Here is a 15,824-nt window from a genome sequence, read left to right on the forward strand (position 1 = left end):
CTATTATCATCGGCATATTACATATGAGCCGCGTTCTGCTCGGGCCCGAAAAGGAATCAAATCACTATGCGTTGTAAAATGCTGACCGCTGCCGCAGCGGTTCTTCTGATGTTGACCGCAGGCTGTTCCACTCTGGAGAAAGTGGTTTACCGTCCTGACATCAACCAGGGGAACTACCTTACCCCTAACGATGTGTCCAAAATCCGTGTGGGGATGACACAACAGCAGGTCGCTTATACACTGGGAACCCCGATGATGTCCGATCCGTTCGGCACAAACACCTGGTTCTATGTATTCCGTCAGAAGCCGGGCCACGAAGATGCGACCCAGCAGACCCTGACGCTGACCTTCAGCAGTGCCGGTGTGTTGACCAACATCGACAACAAGCCTGCCCTGACCAAATAATCAGAAGTCAGAAATGCAAAAAGGTGCTCATTGAGCACCTTTTTTGTGTCTGAACTCTAGCGCAGAATCGTAGCCCCACTAAGCGCAGCGCCACCGGGGAAAGAAAGCGCTACTTAGCCGATTTCTCAGCACGCTGACGACGCAGCTCTTTCGGGTCGGCAATCAGCGGACGATAAATCTCCACCCGATCGCCCTCTTTCAGCACATCGCCTAGCTTCACCGGACGGCTGTAAATCCCGACCTTATTTTTCGCCAGGTCGATATCGCTGCGAAGCTCAAGGATGCCGGACGCGCGGATAGCCGCCTCAACGGTTGCACCCTCTTCCAGCGTCACGCGCTGCAGATACTGCTTCTCCGGCAGCGCGTACACCACTTCTACAGCAATCTTATGCGACACTGTAAACCTCTTTAGCGCGGGTGGTAAACGCCTGAACCATATTGGAAGCCAGCTCTTTAAAGATGCGGCCAAACGCCAGCTCAATCAGCTTATTGGTAAATTCAAAGTCCAGTTGGAACTCGATGCGACAGGCGTCAGCGCTCAGCGGCGTAAACTTCCAGCCCCCCATCAGGGATTTAAACGGACCATCCACCAGATGCATCAAAATACTCTGATTGCTCGTCAGCGTATTGCGGGTGGTGAACGTCTTGCTGATCCCCGCTTTGGAGACATCCACCGCCGCGGTCATCTGCGTCGGGCCGGACTCCAGAACGCGGCTCCCGGTGCACCCCGGAATAAATTCTGGATAAGACTGAACATCGTTCACTAACTGATACATTTGTTCCGCGCTGTAAGGCACAAGCGCAGTACGGCTAATCTGAGGCATAGCATTTCCCATGGTCACACAACGGACAAATAATAACATTTATCACCTGTTAAAAAAACGCTAAGCCTCATCTCGTGCTAAGATAGCGCGTTAGACCTCACAGGACGCAATGAGGTGACTTTTTGAAATCAGATTACCGACGGCTTTACGACACTTATGACGAAGAAAAAAGCACATAAACCAGGCTCGGCGACCATTGCGCTCAACAAGCGTGCTCGCCACGAGTATTTCATTGAAGAAGAATTCGAAGCTGGCCTTGCGTTGCAGGGCTGGGAAGTAAAATCGCTGCGCGCCGGGAAAGCCAACATCGGCGATAGCTACGTGATCCTGAAAGATGGCGAAGCCTTCCTGTTCGGCGCGAACTTTACGCCGCTGACCGTCGCCTCTTCACACTACGTGTGTGACCCAACGCGCACCCGTAAGCTGCTGCTGAACAAGCGCGAGCTGGAATCCCTCTACGGACGCATCAACCGTGAAGGTTTCACCGTGGTCGCCCTGTCGCTGTACTGGAAAAACGCCTGGTGCAAAGTGAAAGTTGGCGTCGCGAAAGGTAAAAAACAGCACGACAAACGTACTGACCTGAAAGAGCGCGAGTGGCAGTTGGACAAAGCGCGCATCATGAAAAACGCAGGACGTTGATTCTGCACACTTATTGTACTATTCAATAAGTTAGCGTTCCGGGCTGGTATCCAGGAAGTGAAATCTGGTATACTCAGTTCAACACTATTGGGGCTGATTCTGGATTCGACGGGATTTGCGAAACCCAAGGTGCATGCCGAGGGGCGGTTTGCCTCGTTAAAAGCCGCAAAAAAATAGTCGCAAACGACGAAAACTACGCTTTAGCAGCTTAATAACCTGCTCTGAGCCCTCTCTCCCTAGCTTCCGCTCTTAAGACGGGGATCAAAGAGAGGTCAAACCCAAAAGAGATCGCGTGGAAGCCCTGCCTGGGGTTGAAGCGTTAAAACTAATCAGGCTAGTTCGTTAGTGGCGTGTCTGTCCGCAGCTGGCGTGCGAATGTAAAGACAAACTAAGCATGTAGTACCGAGGATGTAGAAATTTCGGACGCGGGTTCAACTCCCGCCAGCTCCACCAAAATTCTCCATCGGTGATTACCAGAGTCATCCGATGTAGTCCTAAGAGCCCGCACGGCGCAAGCCCTGCGGGCTTTTTTGTGCCTTCACTTTGTCCCAAGAAGCCCATAAATTTTCCCGCTCATACTGGAGCATCACGCCATTAAACATTCTTCCTTTCATGCTCAATGAGCCATTCTTTGCGTGAAATACCCCCTCCGTAGCCCGTCATCGCGCCATCTTTTCCAATTATCCTGTGGCAGGGGATCACGATCGCAATTCGGTTTGCCCCATTAGCAGCAGCGACGGCGCGCACAGCATTTGGCTTATTCATCCGTAGCGAAATGGCCTGATAGTGTGAAGTCTGTCCATAGGGAACTGCACGCAGCTCGTGCCAGACGGATCGTTGGAAATCACTGCCCGGCGCATCGACAGAGAGATCGAACTGTCGACGGGTTGCGGCAAAATACTCGCTGATTTCTTTTACTGTCTGCCGGGTATGGTTGTTTTCTCCGGTAACAATTCTGGCGTTGAATAAACGCTGGATATCGCGAAATTCTGTTTCTAACATCCGGCGATCGGTAAACTCCAGCAGGCAGACTCCCCGTTCTGTCGCGCAGACAAACATAGGCCCAAGCGTGGTAGTAAACCGGTGAATGACAATCACCTGGGTTGTCTGAGTCGGCGCTGCGCCAGTAAGCCGCTTGTAGGTATAACCAAACCCGCTCAGGGATTCATAGCCATTGTCCAGCGCCACTTCAGTCGCCGCTCGTCCGCTTTTCAGCTCCTGCAGGGCAACGTTGACCCGCTGCATTCGCTGGAAAGCCTGAAAAGTGATGCCATGATGTTGCAGGAACCAGCGTCTTACCCGCTCCGGACTAATCCCATGCTGACGAAGCTTCGCGTCTGCTACGCGGGATTTTATATCGCGCCTGACAAGCGCAAGCGCCTGTTCAATAAATAATGGCGCGCTGTGCGCATTTTCAGCGGGCCTGCAGACCTTACAGGGACGAAAGCCGGCCGCAAGGGCAGATTTGGCATCTTTGTAAAATTCGACATTTTCACGTTTAGGCTTTCGTGCCCGGCATACCGAAATACAAAATACGCCCGTAGTTTTGACGCCAACAAAAAACACGCCTGTATATTCTGAAGCACGTTCAAGTAATGCCTGATACCAGATATCACACAAATTCTTATCGGTTATTTTCATCACCAAAAAGTCCTTCAAACGTCTGACGAGATCGGATCGCATGCATGACATCAGTCAGCGTCGACTGCATGGCTGAATGAACAAAATTGCCCATTGAAATGCGGCTTACCCCGGCCCGTTTCAGCCTGTCGAACGACGGAAGATCGGGCATACACATGACATTCAGAGGCAAACCCGTTGCCTCTGCAATGAGTCTGATGTCTTTTTCTGACGTCAGGCAGGGAACAAAAAGGCCGTCAGCACCTGCAGCTTTATAGCGCTGTCCCCGTAATATTGTCTCCTGCAACGCGTCTTCATGCCCGAGCAGGTAAGTATCAGTCCGGATGTTCAGAAAAAGGCTACGATTTTCGCTTCTCAGCGCATCGCATACTGTTTTCAGGGTACAGGAAAAATCAGAGGCATCGTCAAGCTGGCGCTCCCCATTTATGACTCTGCTGTCTTCGAGGTTAACGCCTGCGACGCCTGTCTGAGCAAGGCGCCTGAGATTGGCTGTTATCTCTTCGGCTGAATCACCATACCCTGCTTCCATGTCAACGCTCAATGGCAGGTTGCTGATAGCCCGGATACGGGTGACCATATAAAATAGCTCATCAAACGGCATTCCCTGTCCGTCTTCATATCCCAGTATTGACGCAATTGCTGCGCTGGACGTTCCCAGTGCCTGATAACCTGCTTCTTGCGCTGCGACAGCACTGGCGGCATCCCAGACGTTAGCGATAAGAAAGGGGTCATGCTGGTTGTGGAGTTCTGCAAAGTTCATATCCATATCCTCTCGATAGATTGAAAATGAATCTAAGCATTCCGTAAAACCGTCACAACCGAAATTCAGACGACCATTTTTTTCCAAACGTCGTCTGAAATCGGGGACGAAACAGACCGAAATCTTTCAGGCTTCAAAGAGCTCGCCCCTTCCCAGCTTCACCACCGCACAATGAAGCCAGATCCAGGCTCGGGACTCAAACCACCCCGGCGTCGGTAGGCGTAAGCAGAAGTCATTATTTAACGAATGAAAAGGCTTTCCGCTGAGCTGGGTAAACCCACGGATACCTCACCCGAACGCTCTTCTAATGCTCTAACAAGATAAGCTAAAACGAACAGAGCATTTACGTCACTAAGCTAAACGAACAAGAAATTAATTTATTTATTCATTATTAACAATAAGTTAATTAAAAAAATCAATTTAACAATAAAAAAACATTTGTTCGCTTTTGTGTCTTATTGTACTTTTATTCCGAACAGGAGGATCTTTTATGAGAACCATTGATTCACAGGCACATGATGCGTTAACTCAGATTGCGCTTTTTTGGGCAGTATCCTGGAAATTTCCCCAGCGGGTCGCGGTTAAAGATCCCAACCATGAGATCGTTTATGGCGAGCTCAGAGACTGGATGTTAAGGATTGTTCAGGTTCTGAAAGAGGAAGGTGTTCACGCTGGTGACCGCATTGCAATTGAGCTGCCGCCAGGCGCCGAGTTAATCGCCTCTGTTCTGGCAGTTCAGTTCATTGGTGCTGCATATGTACCACTAGACCGTAATGCGCCAGCAGCGCGTAACAGCCTGATACTCAATGATTCTCAGCCCCGCATGATTATCAATGAGAGCGGACAGACAAACTTTGCTGGCTTTCAGGCTAAGAGCGTATATCAGATGCTGTCGGTATCTGTTATTTCGGATTCATTACTGAACGCCGCCGTTCCGGAAGGACTCGCATATATCATTTATACTTCGGGCACGACGGGTAGCCCGAAAGGTGTGCCAATCACCCATGCGAATTTACGTGCCCTTTTTTGTGCAACGGAGCCTGTGTTTAAGTTCAATGATAATGACTCTACCCTACTTTTTCATTCCTATGCTTTTGATTTTTCGGTTTGGGAAATTTGGTCAGTTTTAGCTTACGGCGGAAAACTTGTTATTCCAGATAACGAAACACGTTTGACCCCGCCTAAACTGGCTCAGCTCATTTTCGATCAAAAAATTACCTTACTAAACCAGACACCAGGTGCTTTTTCCGTAAATGCCCCCTGGCTCTGTCAATTCCCGAAGGGGTCATTGAATTTACGATTTGTAGTTTTTGGCGGCGAAAGGCTTAATTTTCAGACGCTGAAACAATGGCAGCAGCATATAGGGTTAGCATCTCCTTTACTGGTCAATATGTACGGCATTACCGAAACGACTGTTCATTCAAGTTGGCATATTATCAGTGATGATGATCTGGAACACTCAGAGTCGATTATTGGTGAATTATTACCGGGATTCGATTATATCATTCGGCCCGTTGATGAGAGTAATCAGCAACTTGGCTATGGCGAATTACTTCTTTGTGGTCCGCAAGTCACGCCTGGCTATCTGAACCAGAATAATGAGACCAATGGAAAATTTATTTTAGCTGAAAAAAATAACATTACCGAACGGTATTATTGCACAGGGGATCTTGTTCAATATAACGCCACCGGCAAGTTAGTTTATATGGGACGATGCGATCAGCAGGTTAAAATAAATGGATATCGCATTGAAATCGGTGAGATAGAGTCTGTGCTTGCGAGACATGAATCTATTATCGATATATCTGTGATAACGTCTCATTCAGAAATCCTTGGCAATCATCTGGTTTGTTGCTTTGCTTCATCGGACAATAAACCGGAGGTTATTGAGCAACTACAAACTTTGGCGAAAGAGTTATTGCCATTTTATATGCGACCTCTTCGCTATCGCGGTTTTGATGCCATCCCGAAAACTATTAACGGTAAAATTGACAAACAACACCTGAAACTCTCTGTGGAGTAAATTATGAACGCAGTTGATTTAGATGATGTGAATAAAGAACAGATAAAAGTACTTGCTTTACAACAGTACATCGCATGGATCCAAGAGATTTTAGAAAGACCGGTCAGTGAGGAAGATAACTTCCTTGATATTGGTGGGCATTCAATGATTGCTATTGCACTGAATGAACGCATACGAAATGAGTTCAACCTAACATTATCTATGGAACGTTTATATAACAGCACGCTTAGCGAAACATTTTACAGTATTAAATAAATCAGCTACTGGAGATTATCATGTCCAACAAAATTCATTTATCTGAAGAGCAAATTGCTAGCTTCCATAAAAACGGTTACATCGGCCCAATCACCATTTATTCTCCAGAAGAAATGGCAGAAATTTGGGGTGCCGTTCGTCGTCAATTACCAGATCGTTCTAATGCTGCATATCCTTCAGATTCTTACGGTGCAGCAACGAATATCTCTAATTACGATCGTCATCTTGATATCAATAAACTAAGCCAACATATCACTAATCCTAAAATTGTGGCTCCGGTGTCTGATATTCTTGGTGATGATGTTTTATGCTGGCGTACGGAGTTTTTCCCTAAATACCCAGGTGATGAAGGTACTGACTGGCATCAGGCCGATACATTTGCCAATGCCAGTGGAAAACCACAAATTCTTTGGCCAGGAGAAACTGAAGATCAGTTTGGCAAAGGGACCTTAACAGTCTGGACTGCCTTTACTGATTCAACCATTGAGAATGGTTGTCTGGAAATTATGCCTGGCACCCATCATAAAATGAATTATGATGAGAAAAAATCAATGGAGTATCAGAGTGATATTATTAATAACATTGAAAAGGAAGGCAAGAGCCGCGGGTTCTTTGGCTATGATTATCGCGATCTGCAAATCGATCCTGACTGGCATCCGGATGAAAAACAGGCCGTTCCGTTGGAGATGAAAGCCGGACAATGCGTTATTTTCTGGTCAACACTAATGCATGCGTCCTATCCAAATATCTCTGACAAGATGTATCGAATGGGTTTTGCCACCCGTTACGCACCCAGCTTTGTTGATATTTATCCCAACACCGATCATGTGCATGAGTACGGCGGTAATATTCCACTGGATAAATTTGGCTGCGTGATTGTTGCAGGTCAAAGCCGTAATGACAATAACCGTATAGCAACCCACAACTTACTCGGAAACCCATTTACTCCTCTTTCTGTATAAAATAAGGAATATCGCTATGCAACAAAACCAGTGTTATCTGGATGACACTTACCGCTTAAATATATTAAGCGATGTCATTGCAACCGGCGCTGATGAAGGAGGGCAATGGATTGCTCTGCAGGATAATATTTTTCATCCGCAGGGCGGCGGACAGCCCGCAGATATTGGGTGGGTTAACGACATTCCTGTGGTGGTAAAAAAACAGGAGTCAGGATTAGTAGTGCTTTATCCGCAGTCTCCTTTTTCGCCTCCGGTAGAAACAAAAGTCTCTTCCGTTGTATCGGCAGAGGCCCGCGCTTACCATGCAGCGCTACATACCGCCGGGCATTTACTGAATTGGGAAATGCGTCAGTTCGGATGGATGGCTGTCCGGGGGCACCATTTCCCAGGCGAGGCGCGGGTTGAGTTTAGCGCCATTGATGCTTCTGCTATTCCAGCCGATCGCCTGAATGCAGCTGAAATTGAGAGCATTATTTCCCAGCGTCTCCAGAAGGGGGCGGCAGTCCGAAGTTGGTTCGAGGGTTCCACCCGCCTGTGCCAGATTAACCAATCCGAACCTATGCCTTGTGCAGGAACGCACGCGGATGATTTGGCGAAAATCAACGCCTTTAGTATTAAAGCCATAAAGTTTAAAAAGGGAACACTACGGATAAGCTATGATGCCGGGCATGTCCCGCTAAAGGAAAATCATGTCTAATTATTCTATTCTGGCGCCGCGTAGCCGACTCTGGATAATTGACCTGGGATTATTGGCTGTTGCCCTCTCATGGGGGGCAAGTTATTCCTTGATGCAGCTTATTATCCATGCAGGCGTCACCGTACCCTTGTTTTTAATGCTGAGGTTCGCGCTGGCCGTTCCCTTTATGTTTGTTGGCACTCGCGTCAGATTAAGCAGCATCAGCCGTGGTGAAGTGATCAACGGGATCGTATTTGGTGTGCTCCTTTACGCTATCCTGACATTTGAAACGTTTGGCGTTAAACACACATCAGCGGCTAATGCGGGATTCTTGATTGCATTATCCGTAGTGTTAGTTCCCTTTTTTGAACGTTTTATCGGTAAGAGAAAACAAAGCAAATTCATCTATTTCACCTGCTTTATGTCCCTTGCAGGTGGTGGTATGTTGAGCTTTACGGCCAATGGTAGTATTGAGTTCAATCAAGGCGACATTCTTATCTTATCGGCTGCGTTGATTCGCGGTTTTCAGATATTTATGTTTGGTCGGCAGACTGCGGGTAAGGATTACTCGCTAATTAATATTACCTTAATTGAACTGCTTGTTGTTGCGGCACTCGGGTTGGTTACCATTGTGCTAACCGAACCGACAGCGCTGCAATATATTCCTGAAATATCCTTTTCGACATGGGGATTGATTCTCTTCCTGAGCCTGCTGGCGACGGCATTTGCATTCCTGATGCAATTATATGCCGCCAAGATAACCAGTCCGACCCGCGTCGGGCTGATCTTATCTCTCGAACCGGCCTTTGCAGCGTTATTTGCTATCACCATCATGGGAGAAACCCTTGGTTTCCTGCAAGCATTAGGGGGCGGGATCATTATCTGTGCAGCCCTGCTGGGACGTATTGCTGAAGGTAAGCGTTATGAATGAACGGCCACATATCGCCATGTTTCATCATGCTGGCGGAAATGCAGCGGCTTTGAATGTGCTGGAAGAAAAATTTTCAAATTTCAAGGTTATTAAATTTGAAATGCCTGGCCGCGGACGCCGCCGCCAGGCTCCGTTGCTAACGAACGTCAATCAGCTGACTAAGGATTTTTTTCCACAACTGCCGCGCCATTGCCCAATCATTTTTATGGGTCACAGTCTCGGCGCCTATATCGCGTACGTGATGGCCAAAAAATACCGTTCCCATGATGCCCGACAGAAAATCCTGCTCGTGGTGATAGGAAATGAGCCAATTCATTGTCGTCAGTTTTTTGACTTTACCGAATCCAGTGAAAATTCAAAAGATTCATTAATTAAGTTCGCAAACCATCTCGGACAATTACCAGACTGGCTGCAGCGCGAGCCCGTTTTGCTGGAGCAATTTTTGCGGGTTCTTTCCGCTGATTTGCAGGTTGCTAATTCTATCAGTGAAGAAGAGAGCGGTACGCTTGATGATATTCCAGTATTAGCACTTTTCGGAAAAGAAGACCCCTTATTTCTTTCTCCACCGCAGAGATGGCAGGAATGTACCCTCCAGCCATTCAGGCTGGAGGAGGTCCCTGGTGGACATTTTATCTCAGAAGATCAGGCTCATGAAATTAGTGAGCTAACAAAACATTTTATAAAGGAGAACAAAATATTTAATATTTAAACAAAGCAGGAGAGAGATAACACAGCCGTACCTCTTACCTGCTGAATTAACCTTGCGTACTGTAAGACATGATGACCGTTGCACTTACAGCATCATCTGCACAAATATAGGCATGTTTAACATCACCTGAGAATGCGTAGAAATCCCCAGGATGAAGAATTATGCTTTCACTGTCAGATATTTTCAGAAGCAATGTACCAAGGTGGACGATGATGTGCTCATGAGTTCCTGATACATGAGCCGGGCTGTTTATTACCACACCGGGCTTCATTTGTAAATGCCATATTTCAGTGATATTCCCCTGGCCAATGCGAAATTTCATTACCTGGGAATAATCACCTTTGTAGCCAGCATTTTTTTCAATGTAGGGATAGCGTTCGTTATTATTACCGAGCAGATCGCCTAATGTAAGTCTTAGTGCACTGGCAATGGCATCCAGTGTATCTACGCGAGGATTAGAGCCACCCGATTCTAACGTGGACAGCGTGGCTTTGGAGACGCCTGAAAGTTTTGCCAGCTCATTAAGCGAAAGATTTCGAGCTATTCGTAACTTTTTTACGTTATTACCAATGTTAGTGTACGTTTTTTTTAAGCGTTCGCTCTGTTGTGCATTACTCATCTTTTAATCTTCACAGTCGGGATAAAATTAGTAGCATATTAACATTTAAGGAAGAAAATAGCTTTAAAAGTGATACATGAGTTTAAACGTTTGTTATCTTTCTGATTTTTCTCATTTGTTAATGTATCAGAGGTTAAAATGGTACTGAATGACTGCATTAAAATTACGGTTTCTGGCATGCTGTTGCTTGCAATGCCTGGGCCAACCAATACTCTCCTCCTTTTCTCAGGGTACGCCAGCGGTATCAGAAGAAGTTTAAAAATGATCGTTGCTGAATGGAGTGGATACTTTTTCGCAATCACCTTTTGGGGCATTATTGTGAGTATTCTTGCTCAGCAAGGGACGTTTCTAATCGGTATTATTAAATTATTATCAGCAGGCTATGTTGCCTGGCTGGCCGTTAAGGTCTGGGGGTTTTCATTACAGACTCAATCGGCAAAAATTGAAATGAAAAATATATTCATTACCACTTTGTTTAATCCTAAATCATTCGTCTTTGCGGTTTATATCATTCCTTCAATCGCCTTCAAAGAACCTCAGGCTTTCTCTGCCGCAATGTTGAGTGTTTTTGTCGCTTTGTTGCCCCTCTCTTTTATATGGGTCGCCTGCGGGAAAGGGATTGCCAGAAAGGGTCTGCAGCAATCACGATTATGGCCTGTCTTTTTTTATCGCGGGCTGTCGCTGGCAATGGCCAGCTTCGCTGCTTCTATGGTTTACCATTTCGTCGCTATCTGATGCATAAGCCTGCGGTGTAATTATGAAAATTTTCTGGATTCAAACAAAACGGATAAAGGAAGTCTTACCCGATTACATCCATTTCACCCTATTGCGTTTTGCCTGGGATACCGCGTTGAATGATGCTTTCAGAATTTATGATATTCCGGTCCCGGGCCGGCTGGCAAATGCGACGGAACAACGCCGGGCTGAATATCTTGCTGGACGTATTGGCGCGCAAAAACTACTCCAGCATTTCGATAGCACGCTACGGGCACCGCTGATAACGGATTATCGTGCACCCGCATGGCCCCCTTCCTTTTGTGGGGCAATTTCTCACGATCGCGATTTAGCCTCTGCCGCTGTGATCAAAATTCACCATGGTCGGGTTGGGATAGATATTGAATCGCTCGCGCCGAAGATAGCTCTCGATACGATAAGCCAACGCATAGCCTCTGCCAGCGAAATTGGCATACTGGTCACCACCAGCGATTTGCTTTTGGACGCTATTCTGCTGCTACTTTTTTCTGCTAAAGAAAGCGCCTATAAGGCTTTTCCGCGTGAACACCAACAACATCTGGATTTTCACAGTTTTGAACTGCGTGATATTGACCCCCATTTGCAGCGGTTTACTTTCAGCCTGACGCACAGGCTTAATCATGAATATGAGGCGGGATTTAGCTTTAAGGGTTGGTATGAATTTCTTGAAAACCGGGTTCTGACCGTGGTCCATTTGCATTGATTGATATCGATGATAACAGGCCATCGGGTAGCCTGTTTCAGGAAACCGCTCTTATCTTCCTAAAAAACCGCAGCTAACTTCGTTGACACACGACGCATCCCTTTGCGGTCTTTTTTGTCCCTATCCATTCCCACCGCTGCCCATCCCTTTGACAAACATCAATACCCTTCCCCCACTCCTGTGCAAAATTACCCACACCACCCAGCGCTACGGATTAGCCGCCCCAACCCGGAAGGAACCCCTACATGTACAAACCCATAACCGTCATTATCTTTATTCTCCTGACCCTCGCCGCTCTGGCTGAAATAGGCTTTTTATCCTTTGGATAATCCTCAGGCGAAATATCCCTCATCAGGGCACATTGATCTCATTACAGTTTTTTCCTAAAGCCATCCCGCTTCGCCTGTGCCATGCTGAATCACGCTCATAACCGATAACGTTAAATGAGGATATTATGAAAAAAACAATTATCGCATTATCTGCCGTTCTGCTGGCTTCCCCAGTATTTGCTGCGACCACACATGCAACTGACGATACCGTCGCTGCGGCGAACGCAAACGCCAACGAGGCGAAGCAAAAACTGCACGAAGAGCAGAACAAAGGTGAAGAGCTGAAGCTGAAACAGAAGCATGCTGCGGAAGGCAAAAGCGAAAGCCTGGGCAGTAAGGTCAGCGAAGATTCCCAGAAAGCATGGCATAAAACCAAAGAAGGCACCGAGAAAGGGTGGGATGCCACCAAAGAAGGCGCTGAGAAAGGCTGGAACAAAACCAAAGAAGGTGCCAGCGAGCTGGAAAAGAAAGTCACTGAGTAATCCCTTCGAAAGGCCGCAGACGCGGCCTTTTTTATTCCCCCCTGTTCCGCGCTCTCAAGGCTACACTTGTCACCAGGTCCGGTCATCGCGCTCCGGTTGAAATAATGTCAACAAAGCCGAATAGATCCCGGAGGTGACGCGTTTACTCCCTGCCCCCCTAAAAGAGATCCTGAGATGCTGCGACGCCTGGTAATAGTGCTTGTTTTGGTTTGTCCGTGGGCGATGGCTGCCCCGAAGAGCTACATCATCGACACCGATAACACCGCCATTCGGCTATCGTGGCATGCCTTTGGCGGCATCCTCTCCTGGGCAACATTCAGCGGCGTGACGGGTGCCGTGACGCTCAATCCGGAAAACGACGTCGACGACCATATTCACGTCACCATTCCCGTCGCGACTCTCGTGGCGTCAAACAAGCTGCTCACCTGGCAGCTAAAAAGCGACATGTTCTTTGAATCTGAGCGCTACCCGACGATCGAGTTCATCAGCTCTCGCGTGGTCGCCCAGGGTGACGGGCGGTTCAGGGTGTTCGGCACGCTGACCGTGCGAAACATTGCCCGCCCGGTGATCCTGGAGGCCATCGTAAAAGACCCGCACGCGCAGGCCCTCACGCTGGATGCCACGACGGCGATCTCGCGCTCGGCCTACGGGATGGATAAGTTTGCGCTGGTCGTGGACGATCGGATTGCTATCGCCATTGCGATTAAGACGAACGACATACCGTCATCCTGAGATGAGCTGCTGTAGCTGCTCCGCGTTTTTCCGCAGGTGAGGCGGCGGGTTGCGGCCAATCAGGACAAACTGGTAGCCCGCCTCCTGCCACCACGCCAGGTTCATGCTGTGACGCTGCTCCTGGCGCAGAGAGGCTGTTGTCTTCTCATCCACGGGAGAGATACAGAGCGCCATCGGGCCGTAGTCGGCGCTGATCCAGGCAATCTGCGCGATCGAGGTGGTTTCATAGCGCAGCATGCGCACCATTTTCAGCTCTGCCCCCTGCAGGACAAGCTGCGACATGTGCAGCTTCATGCCGATATCCTGCGCGGCCCGTTCCAGCCCGCGCTGCAGGACAGGCGCTGCGCTGTCCATATCCAGCAGCGTCTCGACGCTGTACAAGGACATATATTGCGCTTCGAGGTCGCGAATATGGGCGTTCTCATCAGCAGGCGCGGAAGCGGTCCGCAGCAGGTAGCCCAGCCCGGAGCCGACCATCAAAAAACTGACCGACGCGGCAATCAACGCCCGCCTGCTGACGCCGACCGGCGTGGAGGCTTGTGGATCGGGAATCGCTGCCAGACGCGCGTGCATCGTCTCCAGAGGCGCGTCATCCAGCAGGGGGGCAAACGCCCCGGCGAAATCCTGGCTGCTTTTCATCAGTTCGGCGGTTCGCCCGGAGAGGCGTTCGTCACTTTTCATCTGTTCTTCAAATTGCTGCGCGTCGGCGCGGCACATCTCGCCATCGATCCATGCCACGATAGCGTCGTCGTTATAGGGCGGTGCAAAACGGTGCGAGTTCAAGAGCGTTTCTCCTTTACCGGAGGCAGTGCGTCAGCGGACCTGGCAAGCCGAGCCCGTGCCGTCGCCAGCCTGCTCATCACGGTACCAATGGGCACTGCCAGAGTCTCCGCCGCCTCCTGGTAGGTAAAGCCTTCGACATAAACCAAAAATACCGCGTTGCGCTGGGCTTCAGGCAGCGCGTTAACGCGCTGCATCACCTTCAGGTAATGCAGGCGCGTCTCATCCTGTTCACGGCTGTCCGGCGCCAGAAGCTCGTCGCTGGCCACAAATCCCTGCCCCTGACGCACGTGTCGTGCCCGAAGCTCTGAGATCCAGATGGAGTGCAGGATCGCGAACAGCCACCTGTCGATGCGTGTGCCGGGCGTATACTGGCTGCTCCTTTCAAGCGCACGCACGCAGGTGGACTGAACCAGCTCTTCGGCGATATCCCTGTTTCGCGACAACACCAGCCCATAGCGCCAGAGACGCGACAGGTGTGCGGCTAACTGTTGACGAACCTCACTGGTAGCGATGTGTTTTCCCTCCACCAGGAAATCAGGATTCCGGATGTCCGTTGATAGCGGCCTGCAGGTCGCGATACTCCTCGCAGGACTGGCCACAAATACCGGCAATCACCTTCAGCTGTTCTTTCGCAAGGTCGGGACGTCCTTTTACCATCCACGCTTCCCCGAGATACTCCCGGGCTTTGGCATAATCCGGTGCAATAGCCAGCGCGCGCTGGTAGTAACCAATCCCTTCGTCCGTGCGGCCAAGCTTGCGCGTGGCGAACCCGCGATAGTTCCACGCTTCAGCCGTATTGCCATTTTTGAGCGAATCAAGCAGATTCAGCGCCGCCTGGTATTCCCCTTTCTTTGCGAGATGGTACGCATAGTTGGTTTTGTCCTGGTCGCTGAGGCTGCTGCTCTTGTCCGGCACGCATTTCTGAGTGGCGCTGTCATACACCTGTCCGGAAGGACAGTCGGGCGTTTTGCTCTCGGTACTATTATTGCCCATTGCCAGCGCCAGGGGGGACAGCAGGGAAAAAATCAGCACCGGGATCAAACGAAACGAGGTCGTGTTCATATAAAGCTCCAGGGTAAGAAGGAAGTGACGTCAGTAAACGCGCGTCTGGCGATTTTTATTCATTCTCCTCGTGATTTTTTTTGCTGTCGCAAAATCATGCTGACGTCGTAGCCCCAATGAAAATGAATCAGGTTATTTTACCCTTGTCTTAACGTTATTATTTTCGTGTGATAGCAGAATTTTAACCCGGCATAAGAATATATTTCATTGCGCAGGCGATATAATATATCTTATATCAAAAATGTTAACCTAACTTAAATGGATATTAAGCGCAATTAAACAATAACGTTTTATATTATATTAAAAACACTTCCTACCAATTATCACACCGCGTAACCCACATTAATAAAAAACATTGCAGCATAAAATTAAAATCATATAAAACAGAACGTTGCACCAATAAGGCCATTAAGAATATCAATATATCAATGCCGCCCTCACTGTTTCCGCATTTATTTACGAAAGCTTAAGTTGCACAAGCCGTGTTTTCTGTCTATATCATTTTTATATCCTCAAAAATAATTCCTCTATTAATT

At 48.5% G+C, this 15,824-nt stretch carries 20 protein-coding genes, 1 other RNA gene and 1 pseudogene; 13 read left to right on the plus strand and 9 right to left on the minus strand.

Going from position 1 to position 15,824, the window contains the following annotated elements:
- Window positions 1-66 precede the first annotated feature (66 nt).
- On the plus strand, window positions 67-405 hold the full coding sequence (gene bamE / locus L370_RS20380) for an outer membrane protein assembly factor BamE (RefSeq protein ID WP_023308883.1): 339 nt from the start codon (window positions 67-69) through the stop codon (window positions 403-405).
- A gap of 109 nt (window positions 406-514) precedes the next feature.
- Here bamE and L370_RS20375 read toward each other — a convergent pair whose 3' ends face one another.
- Window positions 515-802 (minus strand): RnfH family protein, encoded by a 288-nt coding sequence (locus tag L370_RS20375; RefSeq protein ID WP_023333124.1) that lies wholly within the window; start codon window positions 800-802, stop codon window positions 515-517.
- Window positions 792-1,229, minus strand: a complete 438-nt coding sequence (locus L370_RS20370) for a type II toxin-antitoxin system RatA family toxin (protein WP_023333125.1) — start codon at window positions 1,227-1,229, stop codon at window positions 792-794. The genes L370_RS20375 and L370_RS20370 overlap by 11 nt, the downstream gene beginning before the upstream one ends.
- A gap of 156 nt (window positions 1,230-1,385) precedes the next feature.
- Between L370_RS20370 and smpB the strand changes: the two genes are divergently transcribed.
- Together smpB and ssrA are read left to right on the plus strand one after the other, a co-directional pair.
- On the plus strand, window positions 1,386-1,868 hold the full coding sequence (smpB, locus tag L370_RS20365; protein ID WP_008502505.1) for an SsrA-binding protein SmpB: 483 nt from the start codon (window positions 1,386-1,388) through the stop codon (window positions 1,866-1,868).
- A gap of 89 nt (window positions 1,869-1,957) precedes the next feature.
- Window positions 1,958-2,321: a transfer-messenger RNA gene (ssrA, locus tag L370_RS22405) on the plus strand.
- Between the two features lie 141 nt (window positions 2,322-2,462).
- Here ssrA and L370_RS20360 read toward each other — a convergent pair.
- The 3 genes and pseudogenes from L370_RS20360 to L370_RS23330 form a co-directional block, all read right to left on the minus strand.
- Entirely contained in the window at window positions 2,463-3,509 is a 1,047-nt protein-coding gene (locus tag L370_RS20360) for a bifunctional transcriptional activator/DNA repair enzyme AdaA (RefSeq protein WP_023333126.1), read from the minus strand.
- Window positions 3,493-4,269, minus strand: coding sequence for an isocitrate lyase/PEP mutase family protein (locus L370_RS20355; RefSeq protein WP_023333127.1), 777 nt, complete (start codon window positions 4,267-4,269; stop codon window positions 3,493-3,495). Before L370_RS20355 ends, L370_RS20360 begins: the two co-directional genes overlap by 17 nt.
- Window positions 4,270-4,398: 129 nt before the next feature.
- A pseudogene (locus L370_RS23330) lies at window positions 4,399-4,482 on the minus strand (nucleotidyltransferase domain-containing protein); the annotation flags it as partial.
- 277 nt (window positions 4,483-4,759) lie between these two features.
- Between L370_RS23330 and L370_RS20350 the strand changes: the two are divergent.
- The 6 genes from L370_RS20350 to L370_RS20325 are packed head-to-tail and all read left to right on the plus strand — an operon-like array spanning window position 4,760 to window position 9,825.
- The gene (locus tag L370_RS20350) at window positions 4,760-6,292 is read left to right on the plus strand and encodes an amino acid adenylation domain-containing protein (RefSeq protein ID WP_023333128.1); all 1,533 of its coding nucleotides are present in this window, start codon (window positions 4,760-4,762) and stop codon (window positions 6,290-6,292) included.
- Between the two features lie 3 nt (window positions 6,293-6,295).
- Window positions 6,296-6,547, plus strand: a complete 252-nt coding sequence (locus L370_RS20345) for an acyl carrier protein (RefSeq protein ID WP_023333129.1) — start codon at window positions 6,296-6,298, stop codon at window positions 6,545-6,547.
- A 20-nt stretch (window positions 6,548-6,567) separates the two neighbouring features.
- A complete protein-coding gene (locus tag L370_RS20340) occupies window positions 6,568-7,509 on the plus strand; it encodes a chlorinating enzyme (protein ID WP_023333130.1) in 942 nt (313 codons plus the stop codon).
- Window positions 7,510-7,525: 16 nt separating this feature from the next.
- Window positions 7,526-8,206 carry a hypothetical protein gene (locus tag L370_RS20335; protein WP_023333131.1) on the plus strand — a complete coding sequence of 227 codons (681 nt, stop codon included), beginning with the start codon at window positions 7,526-7,528 and terminating at the stop codon, window positions 8,204-8,206.
- Window positions 8,199-9,116, plus strand: coding sequence for a DMT family transporter (locus L370_RS20330; protein WP_023333132.1), 918 nt, complete (start codon window positions 8,199-8,201; stop codon window positions 9,114-9,116). Before L370_RS20335 ends, L370_RS20330 begins: the two co-directional genes overlap by 8 nt.
- Window positions 9,109-9,825, plus strand: a complete 717-nt coding sequence (locus L370_RS20325) for a thioesterase II family protein (protein ID WP_023333133.1) — start codon at window positions 9,109-9,111, stop codon at window positions 9,823-9,825. The genes L370_RS20330 and L370_RS20325 overlap by 8 nt, the downstream gene beginning before the upstream one ends.
- Before the next feature lie 46 nt (window positions 9,826-9,871).
- On the opposite strand, the gene L370_RS20320 is transcribed toward L370_RS20325, so the two are convergent.
- Window positions 9,872-10,444 carry a helix-turn-helix domain-containing protein gene (locus tag L370_RS20320; RefSeq protein WP_023333134.1) on the minus strand — a complete coding sequence of 191 codons (573 nt, stop codon included), beginning with the start codon at window positions 10,442-10,444 and terminating at the stop codon, window positions 9,872-9,874.
- Window positions 10,445-10,582: 138 nt separating this feature from the next.
- On the opposite strand from L370_RS20320, the gene L370_RS20315 reads away from it, so the two are divergent.
- From L370_RS20315 to L370_RS20305, 4 genes are all read left to right on the plus strand, one after another.
- Window positions 10,583-11,179 carry a LysE family translocator gene (locus tag L370_RS20315; protein ID WP_023333135.1) on the plus strand — a complete coding sequence of 199 codons (597 nt, stop codon included), beginning with the start codon at window positions 10,583-10,585 and terminating at the stop codon, window positions 11,177-11,179.
- Between the two features lie 22 nt (window positions 11,180-11,201).
- Window positions 11,202-11,900, plus strand: a complete 699-nt coding sequence (locus L370_RS0121705; protein ID WP_023333136.1) for a 4'-phosphopantetheinyl transferase family protein — start codon at window positions 11,202-11,204, stop codon at window positions 11,898-11,900.
- Window positions 11,901-12,354: 454 nt separating this feature from the next.
- Window positions 12,355-12,711, plus strand: coding sequence for a hypothetical protein (locus L370_RS20310; RefSeq protein ID WP_023333137.1), 357 nt, complete (start codon window positions 12,355-12,357; stop codon window positions 12,709-12,711).
- A 174-nt stretch (window positions 12,712-12,885) separates the two neighbouring features.
- Window positions 12,886-13,443 carry a YceI family protein gene (locus tag L370_RS20305; protein WP_023333138.1) on the plus strand — a complete coding sequence of 186 codons (558 nt, stop codon included), beginning with the start codon at window positions 12,886-12,888 and terminating at the stop codon, window positions 13,441-13,443.
- Here the strand turns inward: L370_RS20305 and L370_RS20300 are convergent.
- Genes L370_RS20300 through L370_RS20290 form a run of 3 tightly spaced genes read right to left on the minus strand, consistent with a single transcriptional unit; the run spans window position 13,435 to window position 15,288 of the window.
- A complete protein-coding gene (locus L370_RS20300; RefSeq protein WP_023333139.1) occupies window positions 13,435-14,226 on the minus strand; it encodes an anti-sigma factor family protein in 792 nt (263 codons plus the stop codon). The two genes, L370_RS20305 and L370_RS20300, sit on opposite strands and share 9 nt — an antisense overlap.
- Window positions 14,223-14,753, minus strand: a complete 531-nt coding sequence (locus L370_RS20295; protein WP_023333140.1) for a sigma-70 family RNA polymerase sigma factor — start codon at window positions 14,751-14,753, stop codon at window positions 14,223-14,225. The genes L370_RS20300 and L370_RS20295 overlap by 4 nt, the downstream gene beginning before the upstream one ends.
- Before the next feature lie 7 nt (window positions 14,754-14,760).
- Complete coding sequence (locus L370_RS20290; protein WP_023294382.1) at window positions 14,761-15,288, minus strand: tetratricopeptide repeat protein; 528 nt, start codon at window positions 15,286-15,288, stop codon at window positions 14,761-14,763.
- Between the last annotated feature and the right edge of the window lie 536 nt (window positions 15,289-15,824).

The sequence above is a fragment of the Enterobacter sp. MGH 24 genome, from assembly GCF_000493015.1.
Lineage (GTDB): Bacteria > Pseudomonadota > Gammaproteobacteria > Enterobacterales > Enterobacteriaceae > Enterobacter.

What these genes read in the sequence shown, in the direction of transcription:
- L370_RS20320 (WP_023333134.1), bottom strand. Translation starts at nt 10,444, where the DNA reads ATGAGTAATGCACAACAGAGCGAACGCTTAAAAAAAACGTACACTAAC.
- L370_RS20315 (WP_023333135.1), top strand. Translation starts at nt 10,583, where the DNA reads ATGGTACTGAATGACTGCATTAAAATTACGGTTTCTGGCATGCTGTTG.
- L370_RS20330 (WP_023333132.1), top strand. Translation starts at nt 8,199, where the DNA reads ATGTCTAATTATTCTATTCTGGCGCCGCGTAGCCGACTCTGGATAATT.
- L370_RS20355 (WP_023333127.1), bottom strand. Translation starts at nt 4,269, where the DNA reads ATGAACTTTGCAGAACTCCACAACCAGCATGACCCCTTTCTTATCGCT.
- L370_RS20370 (WP_023333125.1), bottom strand. Translation starts at nt 1,229, where the DNA reads ATGCCTCAGATTAGCCGTACTGCGCTTGTGCCTTACAGCGCGGAACAA.
- L370_RS20360 (WP_023333126.1), bottom strand. Translation starts at nt 3,509, where the DNA reads ATGAAAATAACCGATAAGAATTTGTGTGATATCTGGTATCAGGCATTA.
- smpB (WP_008502505.1), top strand. Translation starts at nt 1,386, where the DNA reads ATGACGAAGAAAAAAGCACATAAACCAGGCTCGGCGACCATTGCGCTC.
- L370_RS20305 (WP_023333138.1), top strand. Translation starts at nt 12,886, where the DNA reads ATGCTGCGACGCCTGGTAATAGTGCTTGTTTTGGTTTGTCCGTGGGCG.
- L370_RS20310 (WP_023333137.1), top strand. Translation starts at nt 12,355, where the DNA reads ATGAAAAAAACAATTATCGCATTATCTGCCGTTCTGCTGGCTTCCCCA.
- L370_RS0121705 (WP_023333136.1), top strand. Translation starts at nt 11,202, where the DNA reads ATGAAAATTTTCTGGATTCAAACAAAACGGATAAAGGAAGTCTTACCC.
- bamE (WP_023308883.1), top strand. Translation starts at nt 67, where the DNA reads ATGCGTTGTAAAATGCTGACCGCTGCCGCAGCGGTTCTTCTGATGTTG.
- L370_RS20325 (WP_023333133.1), top strand. Translation starts at nt 9,109, where the DNA reads ATGAATGAACGGCCACATATCGCCATGTTTCATCATGCTGGCGGAAAT.
- L370_RS20350 (WP_023333128.1), top strand. Translation starts at nt 4,760, where the DNA reads ATGAGAACCATTGATTCACAGGCACATGATGCGTTAACTCAGATTGCG.
- L370_RS20335 (WP_023333131.1), top strand. Translation starts at nt 7,526, where the DNA reads ATGCAACAAAACCAGTGTTATCTGGATGACACTTACCGCTTAAATATA.
- L370_RS20345 (WP_023333129.1), top strand. Translation starts at nt 6,296, where the DNA reads ATGAACGCAGTTGATTTAGATGATGTGAATAAAGAACAGATAAAAGTA.
- L370_RS20340 (WP_023333130.1), top strand. Translation starts at nt 6,568, where the DNA reads ATGTCCAACAAAATTCATTTATCTGAAGAGCAAATTGCTAGCTTCCAT.
- L370_RS20290 (WP_023294382.1), bottom strand. Translation starts at nt 15,288, where the DNA reads ATGAACACGACCTCGTTTCGTTTGATCCCGGTGCTGATTTTTTCCCTG.